Source organism: Agromyces humatus (assembly GCF_021228295.1).
Taxonomy (GTDB): Bacteria; Actinomycetota; Actinomycetes; order Actinomycetales; family Microbacteriaceae; genus Agromyces; species Agromyces humatus.
In genome coordinates, this window is the sequence record NZ_JAJQPD010000006.1 from 26,698 (window position 1) to 43,509 (window position 16,812).

General features: G+C 70.1%; 8 protein-coding genes. 3 read left to right on the forward strand and 5 right to left on the reverse strand.

Going from position 1 to position 16,812, the window contains the following annotated elements; all coding sequences use genetic code 11:
• Positions 1–6 precede the first annotated feature (6 nt).
• The 3 genes from LSF15_RS11285 to LSF15_RS11295 form a co-directional block, all read right to left on the reverse strand.
• A complete protein-coding gene (locus LSF15_RS11285; protein ID WP_232498639.1) occupies positions 7–516 on the reverse strand; it encodes a hypothetical protein in 510 nt (169 codons plus the stop codon).
• Between the two features lie 253 nt (positions 517–769).
• On the reverse strand, positions 770–1,510 hold the full coding sequence (locus LSF15_RS11290) for a copper homeostasis protein CutC (RefSeq protein ID WP_232498640.1): 741 nt from the start codon (positions 1,508–1,510) through the stop codon (positions 770–772).
• A gap of 60 nt (positions 1,511–1,570) precedes the next feature.
• Positions 1,571–1,981 (reverse strand): hypothetical protein, encoded by a 411-nt coding sequence (locus LSF15_RS11295; RefSeq protein WP_232498641.1) that lies wholly within the window; start codon positions 1,979–1,981, stop codon positions 1,571–1,573.
• 113 nt (positions 1,982–2,094) lie between these two features.
• On the opposite strand from LSF15_RS11295, the gene LSF15_RS11300 reads away from it, so the two are divergent.
• Positions 2,095–6,342 carry an nSTAND1 domain-containing NTPase gene (locus LSF15_RS11300; RefSeq protein ID WP_232498642.1) on the forward strand — a complete coding sequence of 1,416 codons (4,248 nt, stop codon included), beginning with the start codon at positions 2,095–2,097 and terminating at the stop codon, positions 6,340–6,342.
• Between the two features lie 92 nt (positions 6,343–6,434).
• On the opposite strand, the gene LSF15_RS11305 is transcribed toward LSF15_RS11300, so the two are convergent.
• Complete coding sequence (locus tag LSF15_RS11305; protein ID WP_232498643.1) at positions 6,435–6,827, reverse strand: hypothetical protein; 393 nt, start codon at positions 6,825–6,827, stop codon at positions 6,435–6,437.
• Positions 6,828–6,942: 115 nt separating this feature from the next.
• Between LSF15_RS11305 and LSF15_RS11310 the strand changes: the two genes are divergently transcribed.
• Both LSF15_RS11310 and LSF15_RS11320 read left to right on the forward strand, forming a co-directional pair.
• Positions 6,943–11,136 (forward strand): nSTAND1 domain-containing NTPase, encoded by a 4,194-nt coding sequence (locus LSF15_RS11310; protein ID WP_232498644.1) that lies wholly within the window; start codon positions 6,943–6,945, stop codon positions 11,134–11,136.
• Positions 11,137–11,298: 162 nt separating this feature from the next.
• Entirely contained in the window at positions 11,299–15,606 is a 4,308-nt protein-coding gene (locus LSF15_RS11320; RefSeq protein ID WP_372459984.1) for an nSTAND1 domain-containing NTPase, read from the forward strand.
• Positions 15,607–15,744: 138 nt separating this feature from the next.
• Here LSF15_RS11320 and ilvC read toward each other — a convergent pair whose 3' ends face one another.
• Complete coding sequence (gene ilvC, locus LSF15_RS11325; RefSeq protein WP_232498647.1) at positions 15,745–16,773, reverse strand: ketol-acid reductoisomerase; 1,029 nt, start codon at positions 16,771–16,773, stop codon at positions 15,745–15,747.
• Positions 16,774–16,812 lie beyond the last annotated feature (39 nt).

A 16,812-nucleotide genomic window follows, 5' to 3' on the forward strand; every position in this document is an offset into this window, starting at 1 on the left:
TGGCAGTCACCTGCGATCGCCCTTCGGCAGCGGCCGCACCGTCGACTGCGGCACATCGGATGAGACCACAGGTGGACGGTCTTCCTCGGTCAGTTGCGGCGCCGGCTCGTTCGCCGGGCTGGGCGCCACAACGGGAGGGTGGTCCTCCTCGGTCAGCTGCGGCGCCGGCGTGTCCGACGGTCGCTGCGCGGCGCCGGGGGGATGGTCCTCCTCCATCAACTGCCTCAATGACTTGTCGGTCGGTCGAACCAGCACTGCAGGAAGACGGTCGGCCTCCATCACCTGCCGCAGCGTCTTGTCCGTCGGTCGGACCAGCACCGCAGGCGCACGGTCGGCTTCGACGAGCTGCCGCAGGTTCTCGGTCGCCGCGAGCACGATGTCGGGCCCGGACGGCACCATCGCCGGCGTAGCGCCGGCCTGGCTCGCATGAGCGGTGACCGGCGTCAGGGCGAGCGCGACACCGAGAAGGATCGCAGACGCCGCTCCGGTCCGATGGGTGTTCTTCGTGGTGTCCATGTGGACGACGATCCGCCTCGGTGGTATGCGATCGCGATTCGCGCGGTATGGAACGGGTATGCACCGACCCGAGCCTTCGTTGACAGCCCATCCGCCCGAGTCGCCAATGCAGGTGTCGCCGGCGGGGTCGCGGTCTGGGATCTGCGGCCCATGACGCACGCGGATGCCGCCTGCCGCATGGCAGGGCGCGACCTGACCCCCGAGGAGTGGACGTGCGGGTTCGGCAACGATTGACGCGAAACGGCGATCCGATTCAGCGGCTGAGCCGGGCCGCCGCGACTGCGGCGCGCACGAGTCCGGGGTCGGTCACGTCGAATCCTGCGACTCCCCCGCCCGGCCCGCTCAGCCCGCCGCGGGTCGTTGTGCCGCGAGCCGAGAGGTGCACGGCATCGACGCCGGCAGCCGCGAGGTCGGCGATGTCGGGAATGCGCACGCCGCCGCCCGCCATCACTTCGAGCGGGCCGGATGCCGCGACCATGGCCTGCAGCGTCGCCAGGCCCGCGCGACAATCGGGGGCTCCGCCCGAGGTGAGCACGCGGCGCACGTCGAGCGTCGCGAGTGCGGCGACGGCGTCGACCGGTCGGGCCGACGCGTCGACCGCGCGGTGCACCGTGATGTCGGCATCTTCCGCCGCGTCGACGAATCGGGCGATCGCCTCGAGGTCGAGCTCACCCGCGTCGGTCAGCGCACCGACGACCACGCCATCGGCGCCCAGCGCGACCGCCGCGCGGATGTCGCGCACGATCGTGTCGAGCTCGTCGGCCTCGTAGACGAACCCACCGCCGCGCGGTCGAACGAGCACGTGCACGAAGCCGGTCGCCGTGGCCGCGGCGGCCGCGGCGACGGTCGCCTCGATGAGGCCTGCCGACGGAGTGAGTCCGCCGAGCCCGAGCGCCTGGCAGAGCTCGACACGAGCGGCGCCGGCCTCGAGCGCGATGCGCGCGCCCGCGACATCCTGAACGGCGATCTCGACGGAAGGAACAGCTGCGACCATTCCCGACACGCTACCGGCCGCGCCGCAGACTTCCAGACGTCACGGCACGCGACACCGGGATCATCGCCGGGTCTGGGGCAACAGGTGGTGACCTCGTGGGTCGTCATCGCTCACGAGCGGCGGTGTCGGCACTCCGAATCCATCCGCGCCCTCGATCGCAGGCAACCGGTGGTGACCGCGGGGATCGTTGTCGTTGACGCGCGGAGTCGGCGACGGTGCGGTGCGTGGCTGTTCGGATGTCTGGGGCGGCAAGCCCGTCATCCCGCTGATCGGGGCGAGGCGATGGTATCCGCGCGGGTCGTTGTCGCTCGGCAGGGGGGCGGCGGCGCGGTCGAGCCTCGCTTCTGCTGCCTGCTGATGAGCGGAGACCAGGCTGGGTCCATCGGCCGGAGTGGCCGCGCATCCGCTGAGCGCGAGCACGACGATCGCGACGGCGACGACGAGGCTTCGGTGTTCGTGTGTGGTGTTCATGGACGCAGCGTCCCGCGGCCCGGTATCCGCACGCGTCGGGGCGGGTATCCCTCCGGTATCCGTCGAGCTCGCGATTCTTGACGACTACTCATCTCTGGCTGGACAATGCGAACGTGACCGTCGCAGTGCTCGGCTCCACCGTCGTCGAAGGCGGAGAGCGGCTGAGCCCGCGGGAGCGCGCCATCCTCGCAGCACTCACGCTCCGCGCGGGCAGCACCATCCAACCCGACGAACTCGCCGACGCGGTCTGGGGCGAGTCGCCCCCGAAGACCTGGCCGAAGCAGGTGCAGATCGCGATCGGCCGGCTCCGGCGCCACCCCACGGTGCCGGCAATCACCACCGCCGACGGCGGCTATCGGCTGGATGCTCCCGACGACATGTTCGACGACCGCCGGTTCGAGCAGCTCGTGGCGAGCGCGCGCGACCACGCCGCACACGGCCAGCCCGATCGGGCGATCGCGGCCTTCTCGTCGGGACTGCGACTGTGGCGAGGCTCGCCGTACCTCGACCTGCCCGACTGGGCGCCCGCCCGCAACGAGGCGGGACGACTCCTCGACCTCCGTTCGGCGGCCGAGGAGGAGGTGCTGCGCGCGCGGCTCGATGCCGGCCACGGAGCCGACGTCGTCGCCGACGCTGAGCGCCTGGTTCGCGAGCTGCCGCTGCGGGAGCACCGATGGGAGGTACTCGCGACCGCGCTCTACCGGGCCGGGCGGCAGGCCGATGCGCTCGCAGCCATCCGTTCGGCGCGTGAGCGGCTCGCCGACGAACTGGGCGTCGATCCGAGCCCTGAACTCGTCGCCCTCGAAACCGCGATCCTGCGGCACGACGCCGCCCTGGACCGCGACGACGCTGGGGTTCCTGACACCGGAACTTGCCCGTACCGGGGCCTGCGCGCGTTCGATGCTGAGGACGAGGAGGAATTCTTCGGGCGCTCGACCGAAGTTGCGGCCTCGCTCTCGCGGGTCGACCGGTCGCGATTCGTGGCCTTCACCGGGCCATCCGGATGCGGCAAGTCCTCGCTCGTGCTCGCGGGAATCGTGCCCGTGCTGCGGCGGCGCGGCCTCGTGGTGGAGATTGCGACGCCACGACATTGGCTCGTTGCCCCGCGCACCGCCATGATCGACGCCGATGTCATCGTCATCGACCAGTTCGAGGAACTGTTCACCCTCGGGCTCGAGCCGGACGCACTCACCGACGCAGCCCAAGCGCTCGAGGACCGGCTCGAGCGGGGTGGCACGGTGCTGCTCACGGTGCGCAGCGACTTCCTCGACGACTGTGCGCGTCTGCCGCGATTCGCGGACCGGTTCATCGAAGGCGTCCAGCTCGTGCCGCCGATCGGCCCCGACGGACTCCGTGAGGCGATCGAAGGGCCCGCCCGCATCAGCGGACTCCGCCTCGAGACCGGACTCACCGAACTCGTGCTCCGCGATGCGGCCGGGCGGCCGGGCGTTCTCCCCCACGTGTCGCACGCGCTCGTCGAGACATGGATCCGCCGCGAGGGCAGCACGCTCACGGTCGCGGGATATGAGGCCTCCGGTGGCATCTCCGGCGCGATCGCGCAGTCGGCCGACCGGCTCTACCTGCGGATGACCCCGGCAGAGCGGGTGGTGTGCCGCTCGACCCTGCTGCGCCTCGTCTTCCTCGGCGCGGATGGGAGCCCGGTTCGCCGCAGCCTTCCACTCCGCGCCGTCCATGGTGCCGCGCAGCACGACCGGGTTCTCGGAATGCTCACCGCCGCGCGGCTGGTGAGCACCGACGAAACGAGCGTGCTCGTCTCGCACGAGGCGCTCGCGGACGCGTGGCCGCGCCTGCGGAGCTGGCTCGAGGACGACGCCGACGACATCCGCACAATGCACGCACTCGGCAACGCCGCGGAGGCCTGGGATGCCGGCGGACGCACAGAGGAGGACCTCTACCGCGGCGGTCGGCTCGAGACCGCGCTCGAGTGGCGATCGGGCGAGGACCGCGACCTCACCGAGGTCGAGGCCGCGTTCCTCGACCGATCTGGCGAACGCGAGGCATCCGAGCGGCGTGAACTGGCGACGCGTGCGACGCGAGAGCGCCGGCAGAACCGTGTGCTCCGCGGGCTGCTCGTCGCCGGAGCCGTGCTCCTCGTCGCCTCGATCGCCGGCACCGGATTCGCCGTCACGGCGACGCAGGAGGCCGAGCGACAATCGCAGGAAGCTGCGCGACAGAGCGAGGCAGCCGTCATCGAGGCGGTCACTTCGACCTCCCTCGCGCTGCGCGAGTCGGAGCGTGATGTCGCTGCGCTGATCGCCGCGGAGGCGTACCGCCGTTGGCCCGACGACGCGCGAGCACGAAGTGCGCTGCTTGCGACCTTCACTGCGAGCGAGTCGTTCCTCGGCAATCTCCATGTACCGGAGGCCGACCGCATCGCCGGCGATCTCATTCCCGGCACGGATCACGCCATCGTCGTCCGCGACGATGCGAGCGCCGTGATCGTCGACGTGAGCACGGGCGCAATCGTGCGGGAGCTTGCCTACGGGGAGCCCCCGGACGTGTGCTGCAGTGTTCCGTTCGTCCGTGTGAGCTCCGACGGCGACTTCGCGGCCGTGCTCCGCCACGTGGATCCTGGGCGAGGCAACAACGTCTTCCCGGGCGTCGGACAATCGGAGGCATCGACCCTGTCCGTGATCGACCTCGAGACCGGCGACGTGCGACTGGGCCCGATCCCGCTCGACATCGGGGCGGGAGGACTCGAGGTGAGTCCCGACGGCACCACTGCCGCCGTCGCCGACTCCGGGCTCAGGGACGGCACCCTCGACGACTTCGGCATCATGGTCGTGGACCTCGGCTCGGGACGGGCGGAGCGGGTCGTCGCCGCGGGCGGTCCACCGCAATCGGCGGTCCCGCCGACGGCCATGACCTTCGCTCCGGACGGTACGCTCATCGTCGGCACCACGGGCGATCGCCTCAGCCTCATCGATGTGGCCGGCGCCGAGGTGATCCGTGAGATCCCGGTGCCCGTCTACGCGGCCAATGTCGCGCTGACTGCGACCACGGATGGTCGCGTCTTCGGCGCCGGGCAGAACATCATCTTCGCGGTCGAGATCGCGTCCGCGACCCTCATGTGGGAGCACCGGCCCGGCACAGTGAATCCCTCCCCGTGCGGGTGGGTGGCGGTCGCCGAGTCACGGGACACCCTCTACTGCGCCGACCTGTGGGGTGGGATCGAGGAACGGTCGATGACGACCGGGGAACCGACCGGGAGACGATTCGATCCCCAACTCGGCGCCGTCGGTCCGATCGAGGTCACCCAGGATGGCACCGAGTTGGTCGCCATCGGCGCCGATGCCCCGGCGATCTCCAGCTGGCGCCTCGACGACTCGGGACTCATCACCCGGATCGTCGCCGAGGGTTCTGCGGTGATGGACGGATACAGCCCGGACGGCTCCTCGATCATCACCGCCGAGCGCCCTCCCGGGGCCGTGTGGTGGGAAGAGATGGGCGACTTCGCCATCTGGGATCCCGAGGCGGATCGCGAGCGCGTGGTGATCACGGGAACGGATCATCTCGGGTGGGCCGGCACCGACTCGGTGTTCGGGCAGATCGGCGATGGTCAGTGGGGATTCCGCGACGCCTCGACCGGGGAAACATCACCCGGTCCTGCGGTCACCGATGACGCATTCGGTTGGTGGCTGCTCGGATCAGGATCCCGCCTGTACGTCATCGACGATCCAGACGGCGACGATGTCGGTGACCGCGTCAGGGTCTACGACGGGCAGACGCACGAGCGCATCGGCCGTGCGCTGCGATTCGACGGCTTCGTCTGGTCGATCAGCGGCACCTCGTCGGCATCGATGCTGGCGGTGACGGTCGAGAAGGACAAGCGATACACCACCAGCCTCGTCGACGCCGACACGGGGCGGGTCATCTCCACGGGCGCCGAGGGTGCGACGATCAGCGTCATCACGGGCGCCGAGGAGCTGATCGCCGCGTACGACAACCGAGTCGCTCGCCACGAGATCCCGGACCTCTCGACGTCGGGATCGTTGGCGGGACTGAACGGGGGAATCGGTCACCTCCAGGTGACCGAGGACGGGGCCACCCTGCTGGTCGGCTCGAACGACGGATCGGTCGCTCTCTACGACTTGGCTTCGGGAATCCGGCTCGGCGACGCGATCGCGACCTCCGGTCCGTTCATCATCCCGGGCTACATCCGGCACGACGGACGGTTCCTCGTCGTGAACGAGAAGGAGGGGGTCGCGGTCTGGGACCTGGACCCCGAACATCACCTGGCGGCGGCGTGCACCATGGCCGGTCGCGATCTCACCCATGAGGAATGGACGACGTACTTCGGCGAGCTCCCGTACCGATCCACGTGCGGCTTCTCGGAATGACGCGCCTTCGACAGCGGGATGAAATGACGCCCGTCGATGGGAACGACGCCGCACGAACCACGCGCAAGAAGCGGGTGACCGAGCGTCGCGGCTCATCGCCGGAGTCGCGACAGCACGTGGTGGCCGCGCGGGTCGACATCGCACATGCGCGGCGCAGGCACCCCGAACCCATCCGCGCCCTCGATCGCCGGCAACCGATGGTGACCGCGGGGATCGTTGTCGTTCACCCTCGGGGTGGGCGGCGGCGTGCTCGACTCGGATGTCTGGGTCGGCATGCCCGTCATCCCGCTGATCGACGCGAGACCGTGGTAGCCACGCGGGTCATTGTCGTTCTGCAGGATCGCGGCCGCGCTGTCGAGTTGCGCGGACGGTGCACGCTGTGGAGCCGGATCGGGTGCGGCTGCCTGCGTGGTCGCGCATCCGCTGAGCGCGAGCCCGACGATCGCCGCGGCGGCGAGGCTGTGGGGTAGGCGTGTCGTGTTCATGGTCACCACGGTGACGAGCGGCGGTATCCGGAGACCGCACTGTCGGTATCCGTTCGGTATCCGTCGCCCCCGCAGGTGATTGACGCACTGCCGCGGCTGCGAGCACAATGCGAACGTGAGCGTGAGCGTCCTCGGGGCGCTCGTCGTCGACGGGAGCCCGATCAGTCCGCGGGAGCGAGCAGTACTCGCCGCGCTGGTGCTGAGAGTAGGCTCGGCGCTCTCCCCCGACGAACTGGCCGACGCACTATGGGGTGCGAACCCGCCGGCGACGTGGCCCAAGCAGGTGCAGATCGCCGTGGCGCGACTCCGGCGGAACGCCGGGGTTCCCCCGATCGAGACCGTCGCTGAGGGGTACCGCGTCGAGGTCGCCCCCGACTCGATCGACGCCGTCAGATTCGAGCGCCTCGTCGACGCGGGTCTCACCCACGCCGGCGACGGCGATCCTGATCGCGCCGAGTCCGAGTTCTCGCGGGCGCTCGAGCTCTGGCGCGGCCGCGCCTATGCCGACCTGCCCGACTGGCCGCCCGCGATCGCCGAAGCACAGCGCCTGGTCGGGCTCCGCGCCGTCGCCGAGGAGGAACGCGTCAGGGTGCGAGTCGAGCTCGGCCGGGAAGCGGGAGCCGTTGCCGAGGCGGAACGGCTCGTGCAGGAGGCGCCGCTGCGCGAGCCCCGCTGGGGAATCCTGGCGCTCGCGCTCTACCGCGGCGGTCGACAGGCCGACGCGCTCGCTGCAATCCGCGAGGCTCGGCGCCGCCTCGACGATGAGCTCGGCATCGACCTCTCCGACGAGCTCGCGGCCCTCGAGACCGCCATCCTGCGTCACGACCCCGCCCTCGACGGAGCGCCGGCCTCAATGGCGAGCGCCGACGCCACATGCCCGTACCGAGGGCTCGACGCGTTCGATGTCGGCGACGAGGCCGAGTTCTTCGGCCGATCGCGCGACATCCTCGCCGCGCTCGCGCGCGTCGACGGCTCGCGTTTCGTCGCACTCACTGGAGCGAGCGGCTGCGGCAAGTCGTCGCTCGTGCGCGCCGGAGTCACTCCCGCGCTGCGTCGCCAGAACCGACGGGTCGAGATCCTCCTGCCGCGTCGGTCGACAGCCACGCTCGTGCGCGACCGAGTCACCGCGGTGCGGGCAGGTGACGTGCTGGTCGTCGACCAGTTCGAGGAACTCCTGCACCTCGACCTCGCCGACGTCGCCGTCGAGGACACCTGCGCTGCGCTCGCCGAGTACATGCACGCGGGCGGCACGCTGTTGCTCACCGTTCGCAGCGACTTCCTCGACGAGTGCGCGCGGCTGCCCCATCTCGGGCCCGCCTTCACCGACGGCGTGCACCTCGTGCCGTCGATCGGCGCCGACGGCCTCCGGGAGGCCATCGAAGGTCCGGCGCGGCAGGCCGGACTACGGCTGGAACCCGGCCTCACGGAGCTGATCCTGCGGGATGCCGCGGGGCAGGCCGGAGCGCTTCCGCTCGTCTCGCACGCACTCGTCGAGACCTGGCTGCGCCGCGACGGATCCACCCTCACGGTCGCCGGCTACGAGGAATCCGGCGGTCTGTCAGGAGCGATCGCCCAGTCGGCAGATCGCCTCTATCAGCGGATGACCCCCGCCGAACGTACGCTCTGCCGGTCGACCATGCTCAGGCTCGTGTCGCTGAGCGCCGACGGCAGCCCGGTACGCCGGACCTTGGCGATCAAGTCGCTGCACGACGACGACGCACGAGACCGGGTGCTCACCATGCTCGAAGCCGCACGTCTGGTAAGCGCTGACGAATCGACCGTCGTAGTGTCGCATGAGGCACTCGCCGACGCGTGGCCGCGCTTGCGCAGTTGGCTCGAGGAGGATGTCGACGCCCAACGCACGATGCACGCGCTCGCCAATGCGGCCGAGTCATGGGAGGCCGACGGCCGGCGCGACGAAGACCTGGCTCGCGGCGCCAGGCTGCAGGCCGCGCTCGAATGGGCGGACGGTGCGGACCCCGACCTCACCGCGACCGAGTCGGCATTCCTCGCCGCGTCCGCCGAGCGGGAGGCATCCGAGAGCCGTGCGCTCGTCGAGCGGGCGCGCACCGACCGCAGGCAGAACCGGCGACTGCGCACGCTCCTCGCTGCGGCAGCAGCCCTCATCATCGCGCTCGTCGGGGTCGGCACCTTCGCCGGGTTCAGCGCGAGCGAGGCCGAACGGCAGCGCGGCGACGCCGCGATCGAGGCGCTCGTCGGCACGGCGCTGTCGCTGCGCGACTCCGAACGGGATGTCGCGGCCCTGCTTGCAGCGGAGGCGTATGACCGCTGGCCCGACGATCCGCGCGCTCGCGCGGCACTCATGGGCATTGTGACCGGTGTCGGCGGGTTCCTCGGGAACGCATTCATGAACGTCGGCGCACAGGCCGTCGGAGCGGTGATCCCCGGAACCCGAACGGCGCTCGTCGCGACCGACGACGGCGGGCTGACGGTGCGCGACCTCGCCGACGCGTCCGTCATCCGCGAGATCGACCTCGGCTTCAGGTCCGAGCCCCAAGACCGCCTCGTCTCCGCGAGCGGCGACGGCCGGGTCGGCGCCGTGCTGTGGGCCGACGACACCGACCCTGAGACCGGCGCGACGCGATACGGATCCGCGAGTTCGTCGACCCTCGTCGTGGTCGATCTCACCGACGGCCGACGACTCCATGGCCCGGTCCGCATCGACGTCGGGGCGGGCGCGCTCGCACTCGATCACTCCGGTCGCACGGTGGCGATCGCCGGCTCTGACGACGGTTCGCTCCGTCTCGTCTCGACGGCGACCGGCAGGATCGACCGACTCGCCGACGAGCAAGTTGTGCGGCACGGCACCGACGACGGCAGCTCGGTCGCGGCGCTCGCATTCGGCGCCGACGGTCGGCTCTACCTCGGCCGGCTCGACGATCGCGTCGAGGTCGTCGATGTCGCGACGGCCACGATTATCGCCACCATCACGGTGCCGCCGGCCTCCGCACACGTGGCGATGGCGATGCAACCCGACGGACTCCTCGTCGCGGCGGGCGGGGACGCGGTGATCGCCGTCGACACCGCGACCGGGCGCGTGAACTGGGTGACATCCCTTCCGCCGGAGCTCCCCGAATCGTGCGCCTGGGTCGCGGCGTCGGAACTCGCCGGCGGGGTCTACTGCGCGGGCGTGTTCGGGCGCATCCAGGAGTATCGCCTCGACGACGGTCGGCCGACTCGACAGCTCGATGCCATGCTCGGGACGGTCGGACCGATCGCGACGGTCGATGACGGCGCCGAACTCGTCACGATCGCCATCGGCCGCGCCGCGATCTCGCGCTGGCGGCTCGACGGAGGCGGCCCGGTGAGCCGCCTCATCGCGCCCGAGTGGTACGCGACGGGGGGCTACGCGTTCGAGGGCAGCACGCTCCTCGCGATCCGCCGTCCGCCACCGGCCGGTCGCATCGATGAAGACGTGGCTCCCGCGACGATGATAATCGACACCGCCGACGGCTCGATGCGTTCCGTCGGCGGCGACCTGGATGTCCTCGGGTGGGCGTCGGGCGGGCGCCTCATCGCCTACGCGATCGATGCCGACCGGTACCGGATCATCGACGCCGAGAGTGGAGAGGTCATCGCAGATCTCCCGGAGGGCGCCTACCGCTGGTGGACTTCAACAGACGGCCGTCGTATCTACGTCGCGCTGGCGAACGACTCGGTCGTTCGCGTCGATGCGGCGACGGGCCGAGTCACCGGGCCCGAGTTTCCGGCGCCCGGTGGCCTCATGGGCATCATCGGGCTCACCGAGAGCCCAGACGGCACCAGGGTCTCGATGAATTCGTTCCATGGCCGGAACCGCAATGAGATCTTCGACGCTCGCACCGGCGAACGCCTGGCGCTGAACGAACACTACGTCACGGTGCTGCTCGACGACGGCGGCATGATCGCGTTCGACGACAACCGCATCACCAGGTTCTCCGACATCGACGGATCGGGTGCCGTCGCCATGGCCGGCACCGCGGGGGGTCTCGGCTCCGTGTCCCAGAGCTCCGACGGCCGGCTGGTGCTCGTGCGAGCGGCCGACCGATCCGCTTCGCTCTTCGAACTTCCGAGCGGAGTGCGCCTCGGCGAGCCGTTCAGCATCGACTCACCAGGTCTGGTGGACGCCTACCTCCGCCCCGACGGCGGCGAGCTCGCCGTAAGCGTCGCCGAGGGCATCATGATCTGGGACCTCGACCCCGACCACCAGTTCGAGGCAGTCTGCCGCATCGCGGGCCGCAACCTGACTGAGCAGGAGTGGCGCGCCTACCTGCCGGGCTTCGACGGTCCGCAGCCGACGTGCGGATGACCGCCGTGCGGGTGAACCCCGCAGAGCGGCGGTGGGGTTGTGGGGTTCATGCCCCACGCTGCGCCGACGAGGTATGCAGCCGTATCCCGAAGGTATGCAGTCGGTATGCGCGGTATGTGCGGTTCGTTGACGGCCGGCCCGGAAGGGCGAACAATGCGGAGCATGAGCGTGGTGGTGTTCGGCCCGCTCACCCTCGAGGGGGTGACGCTCAGCCCGAGAGAGCGTTCAGTGCTCTCGGCGCTGGTGCTTCGCGCCGACCGTCCGGTCACGACCGACGAACTCGCCGACGCACTCTGGGGCGACGAGCCGCCCGGCACTTGGCAGAAGCAGCTGCAGGCCTCGATCGGCCGGGTGAGGGCGGCCATCGGACGCAACGCGATCGCCACGTCTCCAGGCGCCTACACCCTGCGAATCGACCCCGAAACCGTCGACGTCGAGCGCTTCGAACGGCTCGCGGCATCCGCCCGCCGTCACCTCGACGATGATCCTGCACGCGCGCTCGATGCCGTCGAACGGGCGCTGGAGCTCTGGCGCGGCACACCATACGCCGACCTGGCGACGTGGACGCCTGCCGTCGTCGAGGCGGAGCGCCTCGACGAGGTGCGTATGGAGCTCGAGGAGGCGCGGGTCGACGCGCACCTCAGGCTCGGCGAAGATGCGGCATTCGTCGCAGACGCGGAACGACTGGTGCGCGTGGCACCGCTGCGGGAGCGACGGTGGGTGCTGCTCGCCACGGCGCTGTACCGCGGCGGCCGCCAGGCCGACGCGCTCGCGGCCATCCGCGCGGCCCGCGAGCGACTCGCCAACGAGCTCGGCGCAGAGCCGGGCGCCGAGCTGGCCGAGCTCGAGCTGCGCATCCTCCGCCACGACGAGGCCCTCGACCTGGGCGAGGCGCCCGCCAGTACGAGCGCCGCCTGCCCCTATCGCGGGCTGCAGCCGTTCGGCGTGGAAGACGAGGACGACTTTTTCGGACGTGATGCCGATGTCGAGGCCGCGCTGACCCGACTCGGTAGATCGCGCTTCCTCGCCATATCCGGCGCCTCGGGCAGCGGCAAGTCCTCGCTCGTGCGCGCCGGCGTGATCCCCGCCCTGCAACGCCGCGGCGACCGCGTCGTGATCCTCACGCCGGAGCACGACCTCGATGCACGGATCCGCGAGGCCGTGTGGTCGGGGCGAGCCGATGTCGTGATCGTGGACCAGTTCGAGGAGGTGTTCCACGCCGGCGAGGCCGACGTCGACGCGGCCGCCCGTGCGATCGCCGAGGCGCCGGTCACGGGTGCGACGGTCATCCTCGTCGTGCGCGCCGACTACCTCGGCGACTGCGCAGCGCACCCCGACCTGGCGCCCCTCGTCGCCGAGGGCGTGCACCTCGTCGGCCCGATGGCGCCCGCCTCGCTGCGCGAGGCCGTCGAGGAGCCCGCCCGGCGCGCCGGCCTGCGCATCGAGCCCGGGCTGGTGGAGATCATCCTCCGGGACGCCGCGGGCGAGACCGGCGCGCTCCCCCATCTCTCGCACGCGCTCGTCGAGACCTGGCTCCGGCGGGAGGGTTCGACGCTCACGGTCGCCGGTTACGAGGCCTCCGGCGGGATCTCGGGCGCGATCGCCCAGTCGGCCGACCGCCTGTACCACTCGATGGACCCCGACCAGCGTGTGACCTGCCGCTGGCTCCTCCTGCGACTGGTGGCCCGCGGGCCAGACGGCAATGCGGTCCGCCGCCGGGTGCCCTCCAAACCCCTTCGAGCGGATGCCTCGCGGGAACAGGTGCTGTCGATGCTGGCGCGAGCGAGGCTCGTCACCGCGGAGGCCGACTCGATCGAGGTTGCGCACGAGTCGCTCGCGACCGCATGGCCGCGCCTCCGGGCGTGGCTCGATGAGGACGCCGAGGGCACGCGCATCCTCACGACAGTCGCCGCGGCCGCAGAGGCGTGGAGCGCCGCGGGCCGTCTGGAGGACGATCTCCTGCGCGGCGCACGCCTGCAGTCCGCCGTCGAATGGCGGGATGCAGCACCGCGAGACCTGACCGACGTCGAGCGCGAATTCCTCGATGCGTCCGCGGCCCGCGCCACCGCGGAGCATACGCAGTTCGAGGAGCGCGCGCGTCAGGACCGTCGCCAGAACCGACGCCTGCGTGTCCTGCTCGGAGTCGCGGCCGGCCTGATCGTGCTGCTCGTCGGCGCCGGATCGGTGGCGGTGGTGTCCTCCCAAGAGGCGAACGCACAACGGGACAGGGCCACGCTGGAGGCGCTCGTTGCCACGTCGCTCGCGCTGCAGACGACGGAGCGCGACGTCTCCGCCCTCCTCGCCGCCGAGGCGTATCGACGGTGGCCCGACGACCCACGCGCACGATCGGGACTCATGAGCGTGCTCCAGGGGGCGGACGGATTCCTCGGCACGGCTGTCCTGGCGTCGAGCGGGAACACGTACGGAAGCCTCATCCCGGGCACCGAGCACGTGCTCGTGGTCACGACCGCCGGGGATGCCGCGATCCGTGAAGCCGCGACCGGGCAGATGGTCCAGGAACTGGACCTCGGGTTCGATCCCGGTTCGGCCAATCCCCCTCCCCTCGTCGAGGTGAGCGGCGACGGCCGGATCGGTGCGGTGCTGTGGTCGGCTGACGCGCAACCGGTCCACCCGAACGCGCCTGGAGCATCCACGCATTCCGACCTCGTGGTGTTCGATCTCCAACACGCCGAGCGCATTCGGGGACCGATCCCGATCGACGTCGGAACGGGTGCGCTGGCCGTGAATGCCGACGGTTCGACCATCGCCGTCGCCGGTTTCCGCAATGGCGCCGTAAGAGTCGTGTCGACCGCGGACGGCCGGATGCGCGGCATCGCCAATGAGATGACTCCCTTGGCTCGCCACGATCGACAGTATGCCGCTGAGCCGCCGGTCGCCGCCCTCGCGTTCGACGGCAGCGGCCGGCTCCTGGTCGGACGGTTCGACGACCGCATCGACATGATCGATCCGACATCGGCGACCATCTCGGAGAGCATGGTAGTGCCCCGCAGTTCTGCGCATGCCGCTCTGGCGGTCGGCGATTCCGGAGTGGTGATTGCGTCCGGCGGCCTCGCGCTGATCGCCGTCGAACCTCACGATCAGCGGGTGCGTTGGTCGACAGACCTCAGCCCCGCACCCGACCAGTGCAATTGGATTGCCATCTCGGAGCCCTTGGAACGTGTGTATTGCGAAAGCAGATTCGGTCAGATCAGCGTCTTCGATCTCGCCGACGGCGCGCCGATTCCCGCCGAGGAGATCGGCCCCCTGAACGAGGACATCGGAACGATCGACGTGAGCACGGACGGCGCTATCCTCACGGTGATCAGTCGCGGTGGGCCGACCATCTCCCGGTGGCATCTTGACGGGATCGGTCTCGGCCGCCGGCTCATCGCTCCCGGCCACTTGCTGGCAGGAGGGTACTCGTACCAAGGCTCGTCCGTCGTGACGGCACCCCAGGTCGATCCCCCGGCCCCCGGTTTGGAAATCGGACGGATCGTCGACGGTGTCCTCGAGGATGTCGTCGTGGTGGATACGGCGACGGGTGATGTGGCGTATCACTTCGACGAGGCGGTGAGCGATATCGGCTGGGCACCCGACGGACGGGTGTACGCGCGTTCGGAAGCGGACGGGGGGTTCCGCCTCTTCGAGGCGGACACGGGAGAAGAGGTGGAGATGACGATGGACCCGTGGGTCGACAAGCTCTGGCCATCGCCCGACGGCAAGTTGCTCCACGCCTCACGAAACGGGCTCATCCAAGAGCTCGATCCGCGGACCGGTGACGTGGTAGGCGAGCCATTGGCAGTCGATTGGTCCCCGCTTTGGATCTCGGTCGCACCCGAGGGTGACCGGATGGCCATGACGTACGCACGCCCTGAGCCACCGAGCGCGACCGGCAAGGAGTCGAAGTTCCGGCTGGCGATACTCTCCGCCGAAGATCATCGAATTCTCTACGACGAGCCCGTCGACATCCAAGCCCACGTCATGCTCGCGGACGGCGAACTCCTCGGTATGGAGGGCACTCGAATTGGTCGGTACGAGACGGATCCGCTCGCTCGGTTGGGGTCGATCCCCGGCGCGGTGGGTGGCCTCGAGCAGCCATCGCTGAGTCGTGACGGCCGGGCCATGCTCGTGATGACTGACGATGGAACAGCGTTGCTGTACGACACGGCGACGGGAATCCGGATCGGCGCGCCGTTCCGGACCGACGACCGAGCCGTCGCTCCAGGCATCTTTGGTGGCCCAGGTGCCACCATCGAGTTGGAGCTCCCCATCCCCGACGGTGCCATACGCCCCGATGGCCGCGAGATCGCACTCTCACTGCCCGAGGGCGTCATGGTGTGGGACATCGATCCCGAGCACCAGTTCCAGTACGCCTGCCGGATCGCCGGTCGGGATTTCACTCGTGAGGAATGGGCGACGTTCTTCTACACGACGCCGTTCAGTTCCACATGCGGCTTCAGCGACGAGTGAGCCACCCCAAGGCGGCCTCGCGACACCGAACGGCCCGCCCCGGAGCATCCGGAGCGAGCCGTTCTGGTCTCGATACGCGCTGCGCGCTACTCGATGGGTCTCGATGCGCGCGTGCGCGCTATTCGACCTACGATCCGGTCAGCGAGCGACCTCGCCATCGACGTAGTCGTCGTCGTTCGAGGCGTTCCACGCGAAGAGCTTGCGCAGCTCGCGGCCGGTCGCCTCGATCGGGTGCGCCTCGCCCTTGGCGCGGAGCTCGAGGAACTCCTTCTGCCCATTGTCTTGGTCGGCGATGAAGCGCTCGGCGAACGCGCCCGACTGGATGTCGCCGAGCACGGCCTGCATGTTCTCCTTGACGTGCGGGTCGATGACGCGCGGGCCGGACACGTAGTCACCGTACTCGGCCGTGTCGGAGACCGACCAGCGCTGCTTGGCGATGCCGCCCTCCCACATGAGGTCGACGATGAGCTTCAGCTCGTGGAGCACCTCGAAGTATGCGACCTGCGGCTGGTAGCCCGCCTCGGTGAGGGTCTCGAAGCCGTACTGCACGAGCTGCGAGACGCCGCCGCAGAGCACAGCCTGCTCGCCGAACAGGTCGGTCTCGGTCTCTTCGGTGAACGTGGTCTTGATGCCGCCGGCGCGCAGGCCGCCGATCGCCTTGGCGTACGAGAGCACGAGCGGCCAGGCCTCCCCTGAGGCATCCTTCTCGACGGCGACGATCACGGGCACGCCGCGGCCGGCCTCGTACTCGCGGCGCACGGTGTGGCCAGGGCCCTTGGGGGCGACCATGACGACGTCGACGCCCTCGGGCGCCTCGATGTAGCCGAAGCGGATGTTGAATCCGTGCCCGAATACGAGGGTCTTGCCCGCGGTCAGGTTGTCCTTGATCGACTCGGCGTAGATGTGGCGCTGATACTGGTCGGGCGCGAGGATGACGATGACGTCGGCACCGGCCGCCGCGTCGGCGACGCTCAGCACCTGGAAGCCCGCCTCTTCTGCCTTCGGCTTCGACCGCGAGTCGTCCTTGAGGCCGATGACGACCTCGACGCCGGAGTCGCGCAGGTTCTGCGCGTGTGCGTGGCCCTGCGAGCCGTAGCCGATGACGGCGACCTTCTTGCCCTGGATGAGGGCCAGGTCGGCGTCCTTGTCGTAGTAGATCTCAGCCATGTGCTGTTCTTTCTCCTCGTTGTGGTTCAGATGACGGAT

Coding starts and splice junctions, on each gene's coding strand:
- LSF15_RS11285 (WP_232498639.1), bottom strand. CDS start 516: ATGGACACCACGAAGAACACCCATCGGACCGGAGCGGCGTCTGCGATC.
- LSF15_RS11295 (WP_232498641.1), bottom strand. CDS start 1,981: ATGAACACCACACACGAACACCGAAGCCTCGTCGTCGCCGTCGCGATC.
- ilvC (WP_232498647.1), bottom strand. CDS start 16,773: ATGGCTGAGATCTACTACGACAAGGACGCCGACCTGGCCCTCATCCAG.
- LSF15_RS11320 (WP_372459984.1), top strand. CDS start 11,299: ATGAGCGTGGTGGTGTTCGGCCCGCTCACCCTCGAGGGGGTGACGCTC.
- LSF15_RS11305 (WP_232498643.1), bottom strand. CDS start 6,827: ATGAACACGACACGCCTACCCCACAGCCTCGCCGCCGCGGCGATCGTC.
- LSF15_RS11290 (WP_232498640.1), bottom strand. CDS start 1,510: ATGGTCGCAGCTGTTCCTTCCGTCGAGATCGCCGTTCAGGATGTCGCG.